The 20485-nt window shown below is 70.4% G+C and carries 14 protein-coding genes; 7 read left to right on the top strand and 7 right to left on the bottom strand.

Translation table 11 applies throughout. The features are described from left to right. Window positions 1-201: 201 nt before the first annotated feature. A complete protein-coding gene (gene arc, locus ABD224_RS10270; protein WP_344049099.1) occupies window positions 202-1968 on the bottom strand; it encodes a proteasome ATPase in 1767 nt (588 codons plus the stop codon). Between the two features lie 243 nt (window positions 1969-2211). Here arc and ABD224_RS10265 point away from each other — a divergent pair, with 243 nt between their 5' ends. After that, window positions 2212-2517 carry a ferredoxin gene (locus ABD224_RS10265; RefSeq protein ID WP_344049098.1) on the top strand — a complete coding sequence of 102 codons (306 nt, stop codon included), beginning with the start codon at window positions 2212-2214 and terminating at the stop codon, window positions 2515-2517. 57 nt (window positions 2518-2574) lie between these two features. Here the strand turns inward: ABD224_RS10265 and ABD224_RS10260 are convergent, their stop codons facing one another. The 3 genes from ABD224_RS10260 to ABD224_RS10250 all read right to left on the bottom strand — a co-directional run bounded on the left by ABD224_RS10260 (window position 2575) and on the right by ABD224_RS10250 (window position 6029). Next, window positions 2575-3141, bottom strand: a complete 567-nt coding sequence (locus ABD224_RS10260) for a hypothetical protein (RefSeq protein ID WP_344049097.1) — start codon at window positions 3139-3141, stop codon at window positions 2575-2577. A 240-nt stretch (window positions 3142-3381) separates the two neighbouring features. After that, window positions 3382-4284, bottom strand: coding sequence for a tRNA (adenine-N1)-methyltransferase (locus tag ABD224_RS10255; protein WP_344049096.1), 903 nt, complete (start codon window positions 4282-4284; stop codon window positions 3382-3384). Window positions 4285-4439: 155 nt separating this feature from the next. Further along, the gene (locus tag ABD224_RS10250; RefSeq protein WP_344049095.1) at window positions 4440-6029 is read right to left on the bottom strand and encodes a site-2 protease family protein; all 1590 of its coding nucleotides are present in this window, start codon (window positions 6027-6029) and stop codon (window positions 4440-4442) included. 189 nt (window positions 6030-6218) lie between these two features. Between ABD224_RS10250 and ABD224_RS10245 the strand changes: the two genes are divergently transcribed. Both ABD224_RS10245 and ABD224_RS10240 read left to right on the top strand, forming a co-directional pair. Next, entirely contained in the window at window positions 6219-7202 is a 984-nt protein-coding gene (locus tag ABD224_RS10245) for a RecB family exonuclease (RefSeq protein WP_344049094.1), read from the top strand. Window positions 7203-7216: 14 nt separating this feature from the next. Then, window positions 7217-7888 carry a response regulator gene (locus ABD224_RS10240; protein WP_344049093.1) on the top strand — a complete coding sequence of 224 codons (672 nt, stop codon included), beginning with the start codon at window positions 7217-7219 and terminating at the stop codon, window positions 7886-7888. 265 nt (window positions 7889-8153) lie between these two features. On the opposite strand, the gene ABD224_RS10235 is transcribed toward ABD224_RS10240, so the two are convergent. From ABD224_RS10235 to metH, 3 genes are all read right to left on the bottom strand, one after another. After that, a complete protein-coding gene (locus ABD224_RS10235; protein ID WP_344049092.1) occupies window positions 8154-9767 on the bottom strand; it encodes an ABC transporter substrate-binding protein in 1614 nt (537 codons plus the stop codon). Between the two features lie 429 nt (window positions 9768-10196). Then, window positions 10197-10940: an HAD family hydrolase gene (locus tag ABD224_RS10230; protein WP_344049091.1), complete on the bottom strand. Its 744-nt coding sequence runs from the start codon at window positions 10938-10940 to the stop codon at window positions 10197-10199. Between the two features lie 297 nt (window positions 10941-11237). Next, window positions 11238-14750, bottom strand: coding sequence for a methionine synthase (metH, locus tag ABD224_RS10225; RefSeq protein ID WP_344049090.1), 3513 nt, complete (start codon window positions 14748-14750; stop codon window positions 11238-11240). A 317-nt stretch (window positions 14751-15067) separates the two neighbouring features. On the opposite strand from metH, the gene ABD224_RS10220 reads away from it, so the two are divergent. The 4 genes from ABD224_RS10220 (at window position 15068) to ABD224_RS10205 (ending at window position 20289) form a co-directional block, all read left to right on the top strand. Then, on the top strand, window positions 15068-15832 hold the full coding sequence (locus ABD224_RS10220; protein ID WP_344049089.1) for an IclR family transcriptional regulator: 765 nt from the start codon (window positions 15068-15070) through the stop codon (window positions 15830-15832). 353 nt (window positions 15833-16185) lie between these two features. After that, window positions 16186-16980 (top strand): MIP/aquaporin family protein, encoded by a 795-nt coding sequence (locus ABD224_RS10215; RefSeq protein WP_344049088.1) that lies wholly within the window; start codon window positions 16186-16188, stop codon window positions 16978-16980. A 148-nt stretch (window positions 16981-17128) separates the two neighbouring features. Further along, window positions 17129-18664 (top strand): glycerol kinase GlpK, encoded by a 1536-nt coding sequence (glpK, locus tag ABD224_RS10210; protein ID WP_344049129.1) that lies wholly within the window; start codon window positions 17129-17131, stop codon window positions 18662-18664. An 8-nt stretch (window positions 18665-18672) separates the two neighbouring features. Further along, window positions 18673-20289, top strand: coding sequence for a glycerol-3-phosphate dehydrogenase/oxidase (locus ABD224_RS10205; protein ID WP_344049087.1), 1617 nt, complete (start codon window positions 18673-18675; stop codon window positions 20287-20289). The last annotated feature ends 196 nt before the right edge of the window (window positions 20290-20485 follow it).

Here is a 20485-nt window from a genome sequence, read left to right as displayed (position 1 = left end):
GTGGGCGCCGCACAAGTACCGCTGGTGCTCGGCTGTCCGTGCGGTGCCCGTCCCCGCACTGCGCGACCCGGCGGTACGAAAGAGCCTAGAACGCCTTTGCGCGGGTGGGGAGATCATTTGTGTCATTGCCTGCTCCATGCGGTGGCCCGGAAACAGCTGACTGCGGGTACCCCCGGAAGGGCACCCGCAGCCGCCCTGTTTTTACAGGTACTGACCGGTGTTCGCCACCGTGTCGATGGAGCGCCCGGTGTCCGCGCCCTGCTTTCCGGTGATGAGCGTGCGGATGTAGACGATCCGTTCGCCCTTCTTTCCGGAGATCCGGGCCCAGTCGTCCGGGTTGGTGGTGTTGGGCAGGTCCTCGTTCTCCTTGAACTCGTCCACACAGGCCTGGAGCAGATGGGAGACGCGAAGACCTTTCTGGTTCTTCTCGAGATAGTCCTTGATCGCCATTTTCTTGGCCCGGCCCACAATGTTCTCGATCATGGCGCCGGAGTTGAAGTCCTTGAAATAGAGAACTTCTTTGTCGCCGTTGGCGTAGGTGACCTCCAGGAAGCGGTTCTCCTCGGTTTCGGCGTACATGTGTTCCACCGCGGCCTGGATCATCGCCTGGACCGTGGCGGTCTTGTCCCCGCCGTGTTCCGCGAGGTCGTCCGCGTGCAGCGGGAGACGCTCGGTGAGGTACTTGCTGAAGATGTCCTTGGCCGCCTCGGCGTCCGGACGCTCGATCTTGATCTTCACATCGAGACGGCCGGGCCGCAGAATGGCCGGGTCGATCATGTCCTCGCGGTTGGAGGCGCCGATCACGACCACGTTCTGCAGGCCCTCCACACCGTCGATCTCGGCGAGCAGCTGCGGGACGATGGTGTTCTCCACGTCCGAGCTGACACCGGAGCCACGGGTGCGGAAGAGGGACTCCATCTCGTCGAAGAAGACGATGACGGGAGTGCCCTCGCTGGCCTTCTCCCGGGCGCGCTGGAAGACGAGGCGGATCTGCCGCTCGGTCTCGCCCACGTACTTGTTCAGCAGCTCGGGGCCCTTGACGTTGAGGAAGAAGCTCTTGCCGGTGGGCTGGCCGGTCACCTCGGCGACCTTCTTGGCCAGCGAGTTGGCGACGGCCTTGGCGATGAGCGTCTTGCCGCATCCGGGCGGCCCGTAGAGCAGGACGCCCTTCGGCGGACGCAGCTCGTGCTCCTTGAACAGATCCGGGTAGAGGTACGGCAGCTCCACGGCGTCGCGGATGGCCTCGATCTGGCTGCTGAGGCCACCGATCTGCTCGTAGCCGATGTCGGGCACCTCTTCGAGGACGAGCTCCTCGACCTCGCTCTTGGGCACGACCTCGTAGACGTAGCCCGACCTGGGCTCGAGCAGGAGGGCGTCGCCGGGGCGGATGGTGACGCCCAGCAGCGGTTCGGCGAGCCGCACCACCCGTTCCTCGTCGGTGTGCCCGAGTACCAGGGCGCGCTCGCCGTCCTCGAGGACCTCCTTGAGGGTGACGATCTCGCCGACGCGCTCGAAGTCCATGGCCTCGACCACGTTGAGCGCCTCGTTCAGCATCACTTCCTGGCCGCGCTTGAGCTCCTCGAGCTCGACGCTGGGGCTGACGTTCACCCGCAGCTTGCGGCCGCCGGTGAAGATGTCGGCGGTGCCGTCCTCGTTGGCCTGCAGAAAGACCCCGAAGCCGGCCGGTGGCTGAGCGAGCCGGTCGACCTCTTCCTTGAGGGCCACGATCTGGTCGCGGGCCTCACGGAGCGTGTTCGCCAGCCGCTCGTTCTGCGCGGACACGCCGGCCAGGTTGGTCTGCAGCTCGACGATCCGCTCCTCGAGAATCCTCGTGTGTCGCGGAGAGTCGGCGAGCTTGCGTCGCAGGACGGCGATCTCCTGCTCAAGGTAGGCAATGTGCCCGGCCGGGTCGTCGGACCCCTGTCCCGGGCGGATGCCGCGGTTCATGTCGTCGTCGTGGGCTGCCACGGTCCTCACCTCCTCCAAGGGGAGCTGGACGCTTCCAGACCCTACCTGGGTGGGTGCCGATTGAAACCCCTAGATCACAAAGACTGTCGAGGTGTGTCCGATCTTCACCCTTGCGCTCTCCCCCACGCCAGGGGAATACCCACCGAACACGAATGGAAAGCCGCCGGATGTAGGGTCGAGTCGTTCAACACCCGTCGGAGCTGGCCGGATTCCCGTGCGGCTCGGCGTGATACGGCAGGAGAGATGGGCGTACAGCAGCGGACCCCGGGCGACGGCGAGGAACTGGAGGTCTGGATCGACCAGGATCTGTGCACCGGTGACGGCATCTGCGCACAGTACGCGCCGGAGGTGTTCGAGCTGGACATCGACGGTCTGGCGTATGTGAAGAACGCCGACGACGAGCTCCTGCGGGACAAAGGGGCGGCAACCCCTGTGCCGCTGCCGCTTCTCACGGATGTGGTCGACTCGGCGAAGGAGTGCCCGGGCGCGTGCATCCATGTGCGTCGCGTTTCGGACAAGACCGAGGTGTACGGACCTGACGCGGAGTGATCACGTCCGCGCGATCCGTGATCATCGTCGGCGTGCCCCCGGCTCCGGGGCACGCGGTCAGACGCCGCGCGCCCCGGCGGGCGTGGAGCGGACGAACACGCCGTCGCGCCACTGCCACTTCACGCTCTCCTCGAGGTCGGGGCAGCAATTGGGCACGTCGGGCGAGGAGTAGCCGAGCAGGGTGGCGGTGACGGCCCCTTCACGGACGGCGAAGTCCGTGACCGTGTACCGGTCCTTGGTGTCGACGAGGGTGGCCACGACCCGGGGCGCGGCCTCGTCGGCGCCCCGGGTGATGACGTAGACGGCGTCGGGCGGAGTGCCCATGGAGGCGTCGCAGTGCACGACGGCGACGGTCTCCGGCCTGCCGTCCTTGTCGAGGTCTCCGGACGCCTCCTTCGCCACCACGGTCTTCACGGGTCCGCAGTCGAGCGGAAACGTCACGCCAGTGGTGCCGGGAGCAGCCACGGGGGTGGGCTTCGCACGGGGGCCGTCCGGCTGGGCGGCGGTGGCGGGCTGCACGACCGAGGAGAGGGCCACCACTGCGGAGACCGCGGTGGCGGTGGCCACCCAGTGGATGGGACGGGTCTGTGTGTGAGCCAGTTCCGGAACGGCGGATTGCTGCACGAGGAGCGTCTCCTGTGAGGGCTGTGCCGGGTGAGGGTGGCCAGCATCGTGCCACACGTCACAGTGCGGGGGAACGCCGGGGTGGGTCCTCGTACGGGCCGTGCGCGGCGGGCGTTGCGGTGCGGCGTTGCGGCGGTGCCGGGTCAATGCGAGGGCGCCGTGGCCGAGTTCCCGGTCGTCGTCGGTAACTCGGCCACGGCGCCCGTGCGTTGCCGGCCGGCAGGACTGGAAGGAGCCGTGTCAGCGGGCGGTGCCCCCGCCGGCGTTGGGGCCCTCGTAGTCCTCGCCGTAGGCGCCCTTGGCGGGGCGGCGGCGGCGCATGGGCGGCTCGACGCCGTCCGCGAGGCGGCGGGCGGTGAGCAGGAAGCCGGTGTGGCCGATCATGCGGTGGTCGGGGCGGACGGCCAGACCCTCGATGTGCCAGGTGCGGATCATCGTCTCCCAGGCGGTCGGCTCGTTGAAGCAGCCGGTCTCGCGGATGGACTCCACGGTCCTCGCGAGCTGGGTGGTGGTGGCGACGTAGCAGCACAGGATGCCGCCGGGGACGAGTGCCTTGGAGACGGCCTCCAGGCACTCCCAGGGGGCGAGCATGTCGAGGATGACCCGGTCGACGTCGGTGTCGGACAGGTTGTCCTGGAGGTCGCCCACGGTGAGCTGCCAGGCGGGGTGCGGACCGCCGAAGTAGCGCTCGACGTTGGCCCGGGCGATCTCGGCGAAATCGGCGCGGCGCTCGTAGCTGTGCAGCATGCCCTGGTCGCCGACGGCACGCAGCAGGAAGGTGCTGAGCGAGCCGGAGCCGACGCCGGCCTCCACGACGCGGGCGCCGGGGAAGATGTCGGCGAAGGCGAGGATCTGCCCCGCGTCCTTGGGGTAGACGACGGCTGCCCCGCGGGGCATGGACAGGACGTAGTCGGGGAGCAGGGGACGCAGCGCGAGGTAGGCGACATTGCCGCTGGTGCGGACAACGGTGCCCTCGGGTGCGCCGATCAGTTCGTCGTGCGGGAAGGACCCCTTGTGGGTGTGGAAGCTCTTCCCGGCCTCGAGCGTGAACGTGTAGTGGCGGCCCTTGGGGTCGGTCAGCTGTACCTGGTCCCCGACCTTGAAAGGCCCGCGGCGGCGGGCGGCACCGGTCGGTTCGGACATGCGACCAGCCTACCGGTCCTGAACCGGCCCCCCGACCACGCGGAGGCGGACGGGCGTCCTGCGGCCGGGCCCGGGCGTCGTCCGGATCCCGCCGCGGGCCGGGTGGCACCGCTCACCGGAGCCGGACCGACCCGAGGCCCCTTCCGGCACCCCTCTCAGGAGGAGGCCGAGGGACGGGCCATGGCCTTGACGAAGGCCTGCTCCACGTCGGCCGCGGAGAGCACGCCGTAGATCTCGCCGGTCTCCTCCACGACGAGGTATTCGGTGGCCGGGGTGGCGCGCAGGGCGTCCAGGAGCTCCTCCCCGGCGAGTTCGGCGGAGACGCGCATGCCGTCGGTGAGCTTCTGGGCGAGGTCGCTGGCGGTGACCCAGGGGCGGCGGTGCTCGGGTACGCCGGCGATGGCGGACTCACGGACCAGGGAGATGGGCTCGCCGTGGCCGTCGACGACGACCAGGGCACGGGCACCGGCGGCGTTGGCGCGGCGCAGGGCCTCGGCGAGGGAGGTGTCGGTCTCGATCGGGACGGCGCGGCGGGTGAGGGTGCGGGCGCGCAGTGCGGGGAGGTGCTCACGCAGCCGGGCCATGCGCAGGCTGTTGCCGGCGCCGGTCCAGATGATCGCGGCGAGGATGGCGGCGAGCAGGGCGTTGGTGAGGGTGCCGGCGGTGTCCTCGGTGGAGCCGACGCCGGGCTGGGTGACCAGGGGCAGGCCGATCAGGACGGCGACGGCGAGTGCGCGGCCGGCCCAGGCGGCGGCGACCGTGCCGCTCATGGGCCTGCCGGTGATCTTCCAGACGACGGCGCGGAGCATGCGGCCGCCGTCGAGAGGCAGACCGGGCAGCAGGTTGAAGGCGGCGACGATGAGGTTGGAGATCATCAGGCCGGCCAGCAGGACGCTGGGGACCGTGCCGGGTTCGGAGAGCCGCAGGGCGAGGTAGAAGACGCCGGAGAGGATCAGGGAGAGCAGCGGGCCGACGAAGGCGAGGACGAACTCGCGGCCGGGGGTCTCGGCCTCCTTCTCGATCTCCGAGACACCGCCGAAGAACTGCAGCTGAATGCGGCGGACCGGCAGCTTGAAGCGGAGGGCCGCGAGGGTGTGGGCGAGCTCGTGGACGAGGACGGAGGCGTAGAAGGCGACCGCGAAGAACAGGGACACCAGGTAGCGGGCGGCCCCGAGCTCGGGCAGGACGCGGTCGAGCTGGCCGCCGAACACCCAGGTGATCAGCGCGGCCACCAGGAACCAGCTGGGTGCCACGTACACGGGCACCCCGAAGGGCCGCCCCATGAGCAGACCGCCTCCGGGCTCCTTCGGCCGTGCGGGCGGGGGCGTCTGCCCGGAGCGCGCGCGGGCGCGGTCCGGGTGGGTGTCACCGACGGGCCGTGTGCGGTCGCCGGAGCCCCGCGCGGGCTCCCCGCCACCGGGGGCCCCGCCGGGGCTCTGCTCCTGACCGTCCCCGGCGCGCGGGGCCGCATCGGCGCCGCCCGGGCGGGTCTGCTCCGCCGGGGCCTCGGCCGGGCCGTCCTGGGACGTCGCGGGCGCGGGCTCCGGGTGCGGCGGGTGCTCGCCGGGGTCCTGCTTCCCTGCCTTCCCTGCGGTCTCGCCTGTCTTCCCTGCGGTCTCGGCGTTCCGGGGCGGGGTGGCACCGGGGTGCGGGGCGTCAGGGGGTGGCGCCCCCGGGCCGGTGCGGCGCTCGGCCGACTCGTCGTTGCCGGAACGCGGCTGCCCGCTCCCGCCGCTCACGTCCACGGTGTCCCCTCGTTCGAAGCACGTCTTCCGCACCTGTCGGCCGGAAGGTCTCGGATCGATGGTATGCGGCCGCGGCGGATGGTTCCGCCCGGCGTCCCAGTGTCTTCCCTGGCACACGGTGTTTTTCCTGCCGCTTTTCCCGGGCCCGTGGCCGGATGGCCGTCGGTGGCGGGCCGTAGGGTGTGCGGCATGGAGACGAGCATGGAGGGCGAGGCGGTCGCCCGCGACAGCGGCCCGGTGCCGGGGGAATCGGTGCAGGAGGCGCCGCCCTCGAGGGCGGCGACCGCGGCGGTGGCGGACACGGACCCGGGGACGGCTCCCCGTCCCGCCGCACCGCCCTCCTCCCTGTCCCCCTCCCGTGCCGGGGACTTCATGCAGTGCCCGTTGCTGTACCGGTTCCGGGTGATCGACCGGCTGCCCGAGAAGCCGAGCGAGGCGGCGACGAAGGGCACTCTGGTGCACGCCGTGCTCGAGCGGCTGTTCGACGCCCCGGCCGCCGAGCGGACCGCGCCGCGGGCGAAGGCGATGGTCCCGGGACAGTGGGAGCGGCTGCGGGAGGCCAGACCGGAGCTGGCGGAGCTGTTCGCCGACGACCCGGACGGCGAGCGGCTGGCCCGCTGGCTGGCGGAGGCGGAACAGCTCGTGGAGCGCTGGTTCACGCTGGAGGACCCGACACGGCTCGAGCCGGCCGAGCGGGAGCTGTTCGTGGAGGCGGAGCTGGACTCGGGGCTCAGGCTGCGCGGGATCATCGACCGGGTGGACGTGGCGCCCACGGGCGAGGTGCGGATCGTCGACTACAAGACGGGGAAGGCACCCCGCCCCGAGTACGCCGAGGACGCGCTGTTCCAGATGAAGTTCTACGCCCTGGTGGTGTGGCGGCTGAAGAGGATCGTGCCCCGGCGGTTGCAGCTCGTCTATCTCGGCAGCGGTGATGTGCTGACGTACGACCCGGTCCCCGCCGATCTGGAGCGGGTGGAGCGCAAGCTGCTGGCGCTGTGGGAGGCGATCCAGCGGGCCACCGAGACCGGTGACTGGCGGCCGCGTCCCACGAAGCTGTGCGGCTGGTGCGACCACCGGGCCCACTGCCCGGAGTTCGGCGGCACTCCCCCGCCCTACCCGTTGCCCCTGAGACGAATCCCGGCGCCGGAGCAGGGCAGAATGGGCGCGGACTAGCGAAGGAGACTCACGTGGCCATCCGCGTCCTACTGGTCGACGACCAGCCGCTGCTGCGCACCGGATTCCGGATGATCCTGGAGGCCGAGCAGGACATCGCGGTCGTGGGCGAGGCCGGAGACGGTCAGCAGGCTCTGGACCAGGTGCGGGCCCTGCAGCCCGACGTGGTGCTGATGGACATCCGCATGCCGCGGATGGACGGCGTGGAGGCGACCCGGCGGATCACCGGCTCGGATCGCAACGGTCCGGCGAAGGTGCTGGTGCTGACCACCTTCGACCTCGACGAGTACGTGGTGGAGGCGCTGCGCGCCGGCGCGAGCGGCTTTCTCCTCAAGGACGCGCCCGCGGACGAGCTGGTGCAGGCGATCCGGGTGGTCGCGGCCGGCGAGGCGATGCTGGCGCCGAGCGTCACACGCCGGCTGCTGGACAAGTACGCCACGCATCTGCCCTCCGGCGAGGAGTCGGTGCCGGAAAGCCTGCACACCCTCACCGACCGCGAGATCGAGGTGCTGAAGCTGGTGGCGCGCGGGCTGTCGAACGCGGAGATCGCCGCCGATCTGTTCGTCAGCGAGACGACCGTGAAGACCCATGTCGGGCATGTGCTGACCAAGCTGGGCCTGCGCGACCGCGTGCAGGCCGCGGTGTACGCGTACGAGAGCGGTCTGGTGCGCCCCGGCTCCCAGTAGTCCCAGTAGAGAAGTCGGGCGGCACGGGCCCGGCGAGGTCCCGCGCGGCACGAGAGCGCCCTCTCCCGGAGGACCGGTGAGAGGGCGCTTCTGATCCGGCTTCTGGTCCGGGGTGCGCGCGGCTGTGTGACGGAGGTTCGGCTCTTTCCCGCACCGCTGGGCGGGGCCGGTTTCCTCGGCGCGGGTGCCCTGCCCCGGGTCCGGCACCGGAGCGCCGTGTCCGGTGCCGGACCCGGCCCTGGGACACAGGGCCGGGAGAAGGGCCTCAGCTGTTGCCGCCTCCGGTACCGCGGCCGAGCTCCCACAGCTGGAGCGTCGCGGAGGAGTTGAGGGCGTACGCGGTGCCCGTGACGGTGTTGCGGGCGGCCACGTACTGCTTGCCCTGCCACAGCGGCAGCACCGGGACGTCGTCGGCGACGATGTCCTGAATCCGGGTCAGGCTGGAGGAGGCGGAGAGCCGGTCGGCCTGCCGGCGGGACTGCGGGATCAGGTTGTTGCGGATCTCGCTGTTGGCGTACGGGCTGCCGAGGGTGTTGCCCTTGTCGAGGAACGGGGCCAGGTAGTTGTCGGCGTCCGGGAAGTCCGGGAACCAGCCCATGCCGTAGACGTCGTACTTGCCCTTCTGCTCGGCCGGACGGTAGGTGGCCCAGGGGGTTCCCTTGATGTCGACGTCGAACAGACCGCTGGCGTTGAGCTGCTGCCGGAGGACCTCGAACTCCTTCTTGGTGGCCGGGCCGTAGTGGTCGGTCGTGTAGTGCAGCGTCAGCTTCACCGGGGTGGTGACGCCGGCCTTGGACAGCAGGTTGCGGGCCTTGTCCACGTTCGGATCGCCGTACTTGTTGAAGAAGGAGTTGGAGTGGCCGGTGATGGTGGCCGGGACGATCGAGTACAGCGGCTCGGCCTGATTGCCGTAGACCTCGGAGACGAGCTCGGTGCGGTTGATGATCTGGGCCATGGCCTCGCGCACGGCCGTGTTCTTCACCGACGCGGCATCGGTGTTGAAGCCCAGGAAGCGGATCTCCAGACCGGGCGTCTCGACGACCTCGATGTCGTCCTTGGAGTTGCCGGAGAGCTCGCGGATCTGCTCGGGCGACATGGTGCGGGTCATGACATCGATGTCGCCCTCGTTCAACGCCTTGCCCATGGACTCGGCGTCATGGAAGGTGCGCAGCTCCACCTTGTCGTTGTTGAGCTTCAACGTCCCCTGGTAGTGGGGGTTCTTGGTGAAGACGAGCTTGACCGCCTCGTTGTTCTGGACCTCGGCCTTCATGGTGTACGGGCCGGAGCCGTCCAGTTCGAAGCCCTCGCGCAGCTCGCCCTTCTCGTACTTCTTGGGGTTGACGATGCCCGCGACGGGGGTCGACAGCTTGTACGGGAAGGTGGCGTCGGAGGTGTTGAGGTGGAAGATGACCTCGCGGTCGCCCTGGGTCTCCACGGTGTCGATGGTGGACAGCAGGCCCGCCACACCGCTGTCGGCGTTGATGGCGCGGGCACGGTCGATGGAGAACTTCACGTCGGCCGCGGTGATGGGGTTGCCATCGGCGAACTTCAGGCCTTTGCGCAGGGTGCAGGCGTACCGCTCGTTGCCGGTGTCGGTGAAACCGCACTTCTCCGCCGCCTCGGGGACGGGGTCGCCGTCGCCCTTGGGCTGGATCATCAGGGTCTGCACGGTCTGACGCAGGATGTTCCAGGTGCCGACGTCGTAGGCGTACGCCGGATCGACGGGCGCGGGGGCATCCTTCGAGGCGGTGAACCGGTCCGTGGTGCCGACGACGATGGCGTCGCCGTTCTCACTGCCGCTGTCGGAACTGCCGCACGCGGCGAGTACCGGCGCAAGCAGACCGACCACGGCCGGCAGCACCAAAGTCTTGCGGTTCATGCTCGAGTTTCTCCAGAGCTGTCAAGTCCGTGTACCCGGCATGCAAGGGGTGTTGCTTCGGATCACGGGGTGGGGTTGATGTTCCGCAATGAGGTTAGTCGGCCTTCGCAGTGGGGTTCACAGCCGCACAGTTGAGTTCCCATCACACAGCGGAACCGGGCGCGGACGTTCCGAAAAACCCGCGACCACAAGGATTCGTGCAGTGTCTCACCAATCGGGACACATGGGCGCGCCCACAGCCCTCGAAAAGAGAGGAGCGTCACACTTCAAACCCCTTGTCGGCCCCCTGAGAGGTGGGGAACGTCACATGAACCACCGGGGGCGGCACCGTCGAAATCCGGCCGTCCCGCGGCACGGGAATTTCCTCGGATGCCCTTCGCAAGGCTTTTCCCAGGTGTTCCCAAGTGTTTTGCACGCTGGGTGAACGGGTCAGCGCATTTCTGTCATCAGACCGCGCAGAAATGACAGATCCACGTCTTCCAGGGAGGAAACGACGGTGCGCCGGGGGGCCGGTGCGATGGGGGCGATGGAGGGTACGGCGACCACCTGGCAGCCGGCGGCCTCCGCCGCGGCGACTCCGGTCGCGGTGTCCTCGATCGCCGCGCACCGGGCCGGATCCACACCCAGTCCGACGGCGGCCAGCAGGTAGGGGTCGGGGTGCGGCTTGGTGCGGGAGACCTCGTCGCCGGCCACGGACAGGGCGAAGTGATGGGAGCCGAGCGTGTCCAGAACGCGGTCGATGATGCGGCGGTGGGAGGCCGAGACCAGGGCGGTGGGGATCTTGTGCGCGGACAGTTCGGCCAGCAGCCGTGCGGCGCCGGGCATCAGCGGCAGCGAGCCGTCGATGCGGGCCTCGAAGGCCTCGTTCAGCAGGACGGTGACCTCCTCGAGGGTGACGGAGGCGCCGGTGGCCTCGATCAGGAAGCCCGCGCTGCGGGTCATGGGTCCGCCGACCACGACATGTCTCCAGGACTCGTCGAGTCTGTGTCCGAGCGCGGCGAAGACCTCCACCTCCACGTCCCACCAGAAGCCCTCGGTGTCCACCAGTGTGCCGTCCATGTCGAGGAGCACGGCCTGCAGTTCCGCTGCTTCGACGGCCGTGGGGGTCTTCCCCGTCCGGACGGGGCCGAGGGTCTGGGAAAGGGAGCCGAGTGCGGGGACGGTGCTGGTCATCCGACGTGCCTCCTTGAGGGACAAGCAGGCCGGTCCCCCGCGGGGAACCGGCCTGCAATGGACCGACCAGTGTACGACGCTCCCGGTCGAAATGCCTCGCAACGGACACCGCGACGGCCCGGACGGCCTGGTTCGCGCCCGTACGCCGGGAAGCCGGCGGCGCGGCGCCCGCGGCCGTGTCCCGGGCGGGCGTTCCCGCCCGGGACACGCCGGGACAGGGCCGGGACCGGTGGGAACGGGGCCGGGACCGGCGGGAACGCGCCGGACAAGGCCGGGAACGGACCGCGGACGGAGGCGTCAGCGGGCGTTGAAGTACTTGGCCTCCGGGTGGTGGATCACGATGGCGTCGGTGGACTGTTCGGGATGGAGCTGGAACTCCTCCGACAGGCGGACACCGATGCGCTCCGGCCGGAGCAGATCGGCGATCTTGGCGCGGTCCTCCAGGTCGGGGCAGGCGCCGTAGCCGAGGGAGAAGCGGGCACCGCGGTACTTCAGCTCGAACATGCCCTGGATCTCGTCCGGGTCCTCGTGCGCGAAGCCCAGTTCGGCGCGGACGCGTGCGTGCCAGTACTCGGCCAGGGCCTCGGTCAGCTGCACGGACAGGCCGTGCAGCTCCAGGTAGTCGCGGTAGGCGTCGGACGCGAACAGCCGGGCGGTCTCCTCGCCGATCCTCGAGCCGACGGTGACCACCTGGAGGCCCACCACGTCCGTCTCGCCCGACTCCTCCGGGCGGAAGAAGTCGGCCAGGCACAGCCGCCGGCCCCGGCGCTGGCGCGGGAAGGTGAACCGGGTGCGCTCGTTGCCCTCCTCGTCCAGGATGATCAGGTCGTCGTCCTTGGAGACGCAGGGGAAGTAGCCGTAGACCACCGCGGCCTCGAGCAGGTTGTCCGTCTGCAGCCGGTCCAGCAGGCCGCGCAGCCGGGGGCGGCCCTCGGTCTCGACCAGTTCCTCGTACGTCGGCCCGTCACCGGTGCGGGCCTGCTTCAGCCCCCACTGGCCCTTGAACAGCGCGTTCTCGTCCAGCCAGGACGCGTACTCCTTGAGCTGGATGCCCTTGATCACCCGGGTGCCCCAGAACGGCGGGGTCGGGACCGGGTTGTCCGTGGCGACGTCCGAGCGGACGTGCCCCTCCTCCGGGAGCCGGTCGGCCTCCACCGCCGACGCCCGTACCCGGCGTCGCCTGAGTTCCGGCAGCCTCGCTCCCGGCACGCCCCGCTTGACCCCGATCAGCGCGTCCATCAGCTTCAGGCCCTCGAAGGCGTCCCGGGCGTAGCGGACCTCGCCCTCGTACAGCTCGTACAGGTCCTGCTCGACGTAGGCCCTGGTCAGAGCCGCTCCGCCGAGGATCACCGGATAGGTCGTCGCCAGGCCGCGGGCGTTCAGCTCCTCCAGGTTCTCCTTCATGACCACCGTGGACTTCACCAGCAGTCCGGACATGCCGATCACATCGGCCTTGTGCTCCTCGGCGGCCTCCAGGATCGCCGAGACCGGCTGCTTGATGCCCAGGTTGATCACGTTGTAGCCGTTGTTGGACAGGATGATGTCGACGAGGTTCTTGCCGATGTCGTGCACGTCCCCGCGCACGGTGGCCAGCACGATCGTGCCCTTGCCGGCCTCGTCGGTCTTCTCCATGTGCGGCTCGAGATGGGCGACGGCCGCCTTCATCACCTCGGCGGACTGCAGCACGAACGGCAGCTGCATCTGCCCGGAGCCGAACAGGTCGCCGACCACCTTCATGCCGTCCAGCAGGGTGTCGTTGACGATGTCCAGGGCCTTGCGGGTCTTCAGGGCCTCGTCCAGGTCCTGCTCCAGGCCGTTGCGCTCGCCGTCGATGATCCGCCGCTTCAGCCGCTCCTCCAGCGGCAGCGCGGCCAGCTCCTCCGCCTTGCTCGCCTTCAGCGACTTCGCCGTGGTGCCCTCGAACAGCTGCATGAGCTTCTGCAGAGGGTCGTAGCCCTCGGACCTGCGGTCGTAGATCAGGTCCAGGGCCGTGCGCACCTGCTCCTCGTCGAAGCGGGAGATCGGCAGGATCTTGGCGGCGTGCACGATCGCCGAGTCCAGGCCCGCTTTGACGCACTCGTCCAGGAAGACGGAGTTCAGCAGGATCCGGGCGGCCGGGTTCAGGCCGAAGGAGATGTTGGACAGACCGAGGGTGGTCTGCACTCTCGGGTGCCGCCGCTTCAGTTCGCGGATGGCCTCGATGGTGGCCATGCCGTCCTTGCGGGACTCCTCCTGACCGGTGCAGATGGTGAAGGTCAGGCAGTCGATGAGGATGTCCTCCTCACGGATGCCCCAGGTGCCGGTCAGGTCGGCGATCAGCCGCTCGGCCACCTCCACCTTCCTCTCGGCGGTGCGGGCCTGGCCCTCCTCGTCGATGGTCAGCGCGATCAGCGCCGCACCGTGCTCGCGGGCCAGCGCGGTGATCCGCGCGAACCGCGACTCGGGGCCGTCGCCGTCCTCGTAGTTCACCGAGTTGATCACCGCACGGCCGCCCAGCTTCTCCAGGCCGGCCCGGATGACGTCGACCTCGGTGGAGTCCAGCACGATCGGCAGCGTCGACGCGGTGGCGAGACGGCCGGCCAGCTCCTGCATGTCCGCGACGCCGTCCCGGCCCACGTAGTCCACGCACAGGTCGAGCATGTGCGCGCCCTCGCGGATCTGCTCCCGTGCCATCTCCACGCAGTCGTCCCAGCGGCCCTCCAGCATGGCCTCGCGGAACTTCTTCGACCCGTTGGCGTTCGTCCGCTCGCCGATCGCCAGGTAGGAGGTGTCCTGCCGGAACGGGACGCTCTGGTACAGGGAGGCCGCACCCGGCTCGGGGCGCGGGTCGCGCCGTGCCGGCGTCAGGTCCCGTACCCGCTCCACCACCTGACGCAGATGCTCCGGCGTCGTGCCGCAGCAGCCGCCCACCAGGGACAGGCCGTAGTCACGGACGAAGTGCTCCTGGGCGTCCGCCAGCTCCGGCGCGGTCAGCGGGTAGTGCGCCCCGTCCTTGGTGAGGACGGGCAGCCCGGCGTTCGGCATGCAGGACAGCGGGACGCGCGCGTGCCGGGACAGGTAGCGCAGGTGCTCGCTCATCTCGGCCGGGCCGGTCGCGCAGTTGAGGCCGATCATGTCGATGCCCAGCGGCTCCAGCGCGGTGAGCGCCGCGCCGATCTCCGAGCCGAGCAGCATCGTCCCGGTCGTCTCCACGGTCACCGACACGATCAGCGGCACCTCGTACCCGGCGACCCCCATCGCGCGGCGGGCGGCGATCACCGCGGCCTTGGTCTGCAGCAGGTCCTGCGTGGTCTCCACCAGCAGGGCGTCCGCGCCGCCCGCGAGCAGGCCCTCGGCGCTCTGCTGGTAGGCGTCGCGGAGGGCGGTGAACGTGGTGTGCCCGAGGGTGGGCAGCTTGGTGCCGGGCCCCATCGAGCCGAGGACCCAGCGGGGCCGGCCGTCCCGGCCGGCGAACTCGTCCGCCGTCTCCCGGGCTATCCGGGCGCCCGCCTCGGACAGCTCGGCGATGCGGTCGGCGATGTCGTACTCGGCCAGGGCGGTGAGGTTGGCGCCGAAGGTGTTGGTCTCCACGCAGTCCACGCCCGCCTCCAGGTAGGCGGCGTGGACCGAGCGGACGATGTCCGGCCGGGTGAGGTTGAGGATCTCGTTGCAGCCCTCGAGGTTCTGGAAGTCCTCGAGCGTCGGCTCCTGGGCCTGGAGCATGGTGCCCATCGCTCCGTCGGCGACCACCACACGGGTGGCGAGCGCTTCGCGGAGAGCGGCCACACGGGCCTGGACGTCGGCGGAAGAGGTCAGCGGCAACGAGGCCATGAAGAGGCTCCCTCGGGTGCGACGGCTGTCGGCTTTGCGCCCTTCCCCCGGAGGCGGAGCGCCGGTTCCGAGGAACGGGGCGCACAGCTCCCCGAGGGGGCGCACGTCGCCAGCGTAGCCGGGACCGGACCCCGGCGAGCCGGGCGTCCACCAGGCGGACGAGGATGACCGGCGGGTCATCCTGAGGGCCGGGCCGTACAACAGGCACCGGCCACCCATTGGCAGCAAGTCGGCATGGACCGGTAGTGTTCGGCATTGCCGAACGGGCGGCGCGGGAGTCGTCCGCCGACGGTCGGAGGGACGGAGGCAGGACGGCGATGGCACGGAACATCCAGTCGCTCGAGCGGGCGGCCGCGATGCTGCGACTGCTGGCGGGCGGCGAGCGGCGGCTGGGCCTGTCGGACATCGCCTCCGCGCTGGGTCTGGCCAAGGGCACCGCCCACGGGATACTGCGCACCCTGCAGCAGGAGGGCTTCGTCGAGCAGGACGAGGCCTCCGGGCGCTATCAGCTGGGCGCGGAGCTGCTGCGTCTGGGCACCACCTATCTCGATGTGCACGAACTGCGGGCGCGTGCCCTGGTCTGGACGGACGACCTGGCCCGCTCCAGCGGAGAGAGCGTCTACCTGGGCGTACTGCACCACCACGGCGTGCTGATCGTGCACCACGTCTTCCGCCCCGACGACAGCCGGCAGGTGCTGGAGATCGGCGCGATGCAGCCGCTGCACTCCACGGCCCTGGGCAAGGTGCTCTCGGCCTACGACCCCGTGGCGCACAGCGAGGCGGTCGAGGCCGACCGCAAGGCGTTCACGGACCGCACCGTGTGCGACCTGGAGGGCTTCGAGCGCATCCTCGACCTCACGCGCGCGCGGGGCTACGCCTCCGACGTGGAGGAGACCTGGGAGGGCGTCGCCTCCATCGCCGCCCCCATCCACGACCGGCGGCGGATGCCGGTCGGCGCGGTCGGCATCACCGGCGCCGTGGAGCGGGTGTGCCCTCAGGGCGAACTGCGGCCCGAGCTCATCGCGGCGGTGCGGGACTGCGCCCGCGCGGTCTCGCGGGACCTGGGCGCCCGGCGGTTCTGAGCGCCCTCCCTCCCCGGCCGCCCCCCTGCCGGACCCCATCACCGGATCTCACATCACCGGATCACATCGCACAGGCCGGTACGCCCTGCCGTACCGGCCTTCCGCATGCCCGCGGCGGACCCCGTCGCCCACGCCTCATAACGATCACATTTTCGACAGCAGAACCCTTGACGCCCACCTGACGGCAGGGCGAGACTCCCGTCCATCGGTCGGCATTGTCGAACATCTTTTGGCAATACACGCTAGAGTGCGACAACGCCAGGGCCGGTTATCGCTCTCATCCCCCCAGGGGCGCCAGAGCCCATGGAATCCGGGGCCGACTCCCCCGGACGAAGGACGTGAAGGAGTCTCGGGTGTCCAGCTCCGACATCTTCATCGGCGAGACCATCGGTACCGCCGTACTCATCCTGCTCGGCGGCGGGGTCTGCGCCGCCGTGACCCTGAAGGCCTCCAAGGCCCGCAACGCCGGCTGGCTCGCCATCGCCTTCGGGTGGGGCTTTGCCGTGATGACGGCGGTGTACGTCTCGGGCCCGGTCTCCGGCGCCCACCTCAACCCGGCCGTGACGCTCGCCCTCGCCATCAAGAACGGCGCCTGGGCGGACGTGCCCGTCTACGTCGCCGGCCAGCTGCTCGGCGCCATGATCGGCGCGGCTCTGGTCTGGGTCGCCTACTACGGCCAGTTCCGGGCCCACCTCACCGACCGGGAGATCGTCGGCGGTCCGGGCGCCCAGGCCACCGCCGCCCAGGCGGTCGAGGCCCGGGAAAAGGGCGCCGGCCCGGTCCTCGGCATCTTCTCCACCGGTCCCGAGATCCGCAACGCGGTGCAGAACCTCGCCACCGAGATCGTCGGCACGGTCGTGCTGATCCTCGCGGTCCTCACCCAGGGCCTGAACGACCAGGGCAACGGCCTCGGCGTCCTCGGGGGCCTGATCACCGCGCTCGTCGTCGTCTCCATCGGCCTGTCCCTCGGCGGCCCCACGGGCTACGCGATCAACCCCGCCCGCGACCTCGGCCCCCGTATCGTCCACGCCCTGCTCCCCCTGCCCAACAAGGGCGGCTCCGACTGGAGCTACGCCTGGGTGCCGGTGGTCGGCCCGCTCGTCGGCGGCGCCGTCGCCGCGGGCCTCTACGACGTGGCCTTCGCCTGATGAGCCCGGCACTCCCCGTTCCTTCCTCCCCTCCCACCCACCCGGCGACTCCCCTCCCGCCCGCCCGGCGCACCGCACTCGCCCCGACCACCGCCCCATCGACCACGGACCCCAGGAGCACACAGTGACCGACGCCCGTCCCGCCGGCATCGCATCCCACGGCCAGGGGCCGTTCATCGCGGCCATCGACCAGGGCACCACCTCCTCCCGCTGCATCGTCTTCGACCGGGACGGCCGGATCGTCTCCGTCGACCAGAAGGAGCACGAGCAGATCTTCCCCAGGCCGGGCTGGGTCGAACACGACGCCACCGAGATCTGGACCAACGTCCAGGAGGTCGTCGCCGGAGCCATCCGGAAGGCCGGCATCACCCGCGACGACATCAAGGCCATCGGCATCACCAACCAGCGCGAGACCACCGTGCTGTGGGACAGGAACACCGGTGAGCCCGTCCACAACGCCATCGTCTGGCAGGACACCCGCACCGACGCCCTGTGCAAGGAACTCGGCCGCAATGTCGGCCAGGACCGCTTCCGCCGCGAGACCGGCCTTCCCCTCGCCTCCTACTTCGCCGGCCCCAAGGTCCGCTGGCTGCTCGACAACGTCGAGGGCCTGCGCGAGCGCGCCGAGGCGGGCGACCTGCTCTTCGGCACCATGGACACCTGGGTCGTCTGGAACCTGACGGGCGGCCCGAACGGCGGCAGACACGTCACCGACGTCACCAACGCCTCCCGCACCCTCCTGATGAACCTCCACACCATGGAGTGGGACCCGAGGATCTGCCAGTCGATCGGCGTGCCGCCGCAGATCCTGCCCGAGATCCGCTCCTCCGCCGAGGTCTACGGCGAGATCAAGGGCGGCAGGCTGGGCGAGCTGCTCGGCGGCATCCCGGTCGCCTCCGCCCTCGGCGACCAGCAGGCGGCCCTGTTCGGCCAGACCTGTTTCTCCGAGGGCGAGGCCAAGTCGACGTACGGCACCGGCACCTTCATGGTGATGAACACCGGTGACAGGATCATCAACTCCTACAGCGGACTGCTGACCACCGTCGGCTACCGGATCGGCGACGACAAGCCGGTCTACGCCCTGGAGGGCTCGATCGCCGTCACCGGCTCACTGGTGCAGTGGATGCGCGACCAGATGGGCCTGATCTCCACCGCCGCCGAGATCGAGACGCTGGCGCTCTCGGTCGAGGACAACGGCGGCGCCTACTTCGTGCCGGCCTTCTCCGGCCTGTTCGCCCCGTACTGGCGCTCCGACGCCCGCGGTGTGATCGCCGGCCTGACCCGGTACGTCACCAAGGCGCACCTCGCGCGCGCCGTCCTGGAGGCCACCGCCTGGCAGACGCGGGAGATCGCCGACGCCATGACCAAGGACTCCGGGGTGGAGCTCACCGCCCTCAAGGTCGACGGCGGCATGACCTCCAACAACCTGCTGATGCAGACCCTGGCGGACTTCCTGGACGCCCCCGTGGTGCGCCCGCTGGTCGCCGAGACCACCTGCCTCGGCGCCGCCTACGCCGCCGGTCTCGCCGTCGGCTTCTGGAACAGCACCGACGACCTGCGCGCCAACTGGCGCCGGGCCGCCGAATGGACCCCCCGTATGGACGCGGAGACCCGCGACCGCGAGTACAGGAACTGGCTCAAGGCCGTCGAACGGACCATGGGCTGGCTCGAGAACGAGGAGTAGAAACCGCGATGACCAGTCGGTCCACCCTGCAGACCGTGCCTGCCCTGGGGACGCGCCCGGCCTCCGGCCCGAATCCGAGCCGCGCCGAGACCCGGGAGCAGCTCTCCAAGGCGACGTACGACCTCCTCGTGATCGGCGGCGGCATCCTGGGCATCTCCACCGCCTGGCACGCCGCGCAGTCCGGTCTCAGGGTGGCTCTGGTCGACGCCGGCGACTTCGCCGGCGCCACCTCCTCCGCCTCCTCCAAGCTGCTCCACGGCGGTCTGCGCTATCTGCAGACCGGTGCGGTGAGGCTGGTGGCGGAGAACCACTTCGAGCGCCGTGCGGTCTCCCGCCAGGTGGCCCCCCACCTGACGAACCCGCTCACCTTCTACCTCCCCGTGTACAAGGGCGGGCCGCACGGCGCGGCGAAGCTCGGGGCCGGTGTGTTCGCCTACTCCGCGCTGTCCGCCTTCGGCGACGGCGTGGGCCGTCTGCTCAGCCCGGCGAGGGCCGTGCGGGACGTGCCCGAGCTGCGCACCGAGAACCTCAAGGCCGTGGCCGTCTACGGCGACGGCCAGATGAACGACGCGCGCCTGGCGCTGATGACGGTCCGCGCGGCCGTCGAGTCGGGCGCGGTCGTCCTCAACCACGCCGAGGTGACCGGGCTGCGCTTCACCCGGGGCCGGGTCACCGGCGCGGAGCTGAAGGACCGGCTGTCCGGCGACGAGTTCGGGGTGAACGCCCGGCTGGTGCTGAACGCGACCGGACCGTGGGTGGACCATCTGCGCAGGATGGAGGACCCGAACGCGGCGCCGTCCATCCGTCTGTCCAAGGGCGCGCACCTGGTCCTCAAGCGCACCTCGCCGTGGCGGGCGGCGCTGGCCACCCCGATCGACAAGTACCGCATCACCTTCGCCCTCCCCTGGGAGGACATGCTGCTGCTCGGCACGACCGACGAGGAGTACGAGGGGGACCCGGCCGAGGTCGCGGTCAACGACAAGGACATCACCCAGATACTCGACGAGGCCGCGTTCTCCCTGCGCGACCAGCAGCTCGACCGCGGCCTGATCACCTACGCCTTCGCCGGTCTGCGGGTGCTGCCGGGCGGGCCCGGCGACACCGCCAAGGCCAGGCGCGAGACGGTGGTGACCGAGGGCAGGGGCGGCATGCTGTCGGTGGCGGGCGGCAAGTGGACGACCTTCCGGCACATCGGCCGTACGGTGCTGAAGAAGCTCCAGACACTGCCGGGCGCCCCGCTGGGCGAGGACTTCGAGCCGGTCTCCTCGCTGCCGAAGAGGATGCCGCTGCCGGGCCTCTCCCACCCGCGCGCGGTCGCCCACCGGCTGCTGGTGGACCGTCCGGCGCCCGGTCCGCGCATGGCCGCCGACACCGCCCGGCACCTGGCCACCCACTACGGGTCGCTGGCCTTCGACATCGCCCGGCTGGCGAACGAGAACCCGGAGCTGGGCGAGCGGATCCACCCGGACGCCCCGGAGATCTGGGCGCAGGTCGTCTGGGCCCGCGACCACGAGTGGGCCGAGACCCCGGAGGACGTGCTGCGCCGGCGGACGACGCTGACCATCCGCGGTCTGGCCACGGACGAGATCCGGGCGAAGGTGCAGGAGCTGCTCGAGGCGAGGTGACCGCCGGCAGGGCGGCGGCCGGCTCCCTCCGCACGGGGACCGGCCGCCGCCCTGCCTCCGTTGCTCCCTGTCTCCGGTGTCTCCTGTGTCTCCGATATCCCCGTTGCCTCCATTGCCGTCATCGCCTTCATCGCCCGCGTTGTCTTTCTCGCGCGCCTCCATAATGTGCTCAGACATCCGATGTCTGAGCGACCGG

The organism is Streptomyces thermoalcalitolerans (assembly GCF_039525155.1).
Classification (GTDB): Bacteria; Actinomycetota; Actinomycetes; order Streptomycetales; family Streptomycetaceae; genus Streptomyces; species Streptomyces thermovulgaris.
Note: the sequence above shows the minus strand (reverse complement) of the source record. Positions and strands in the feature narration are given on the sequence as shown.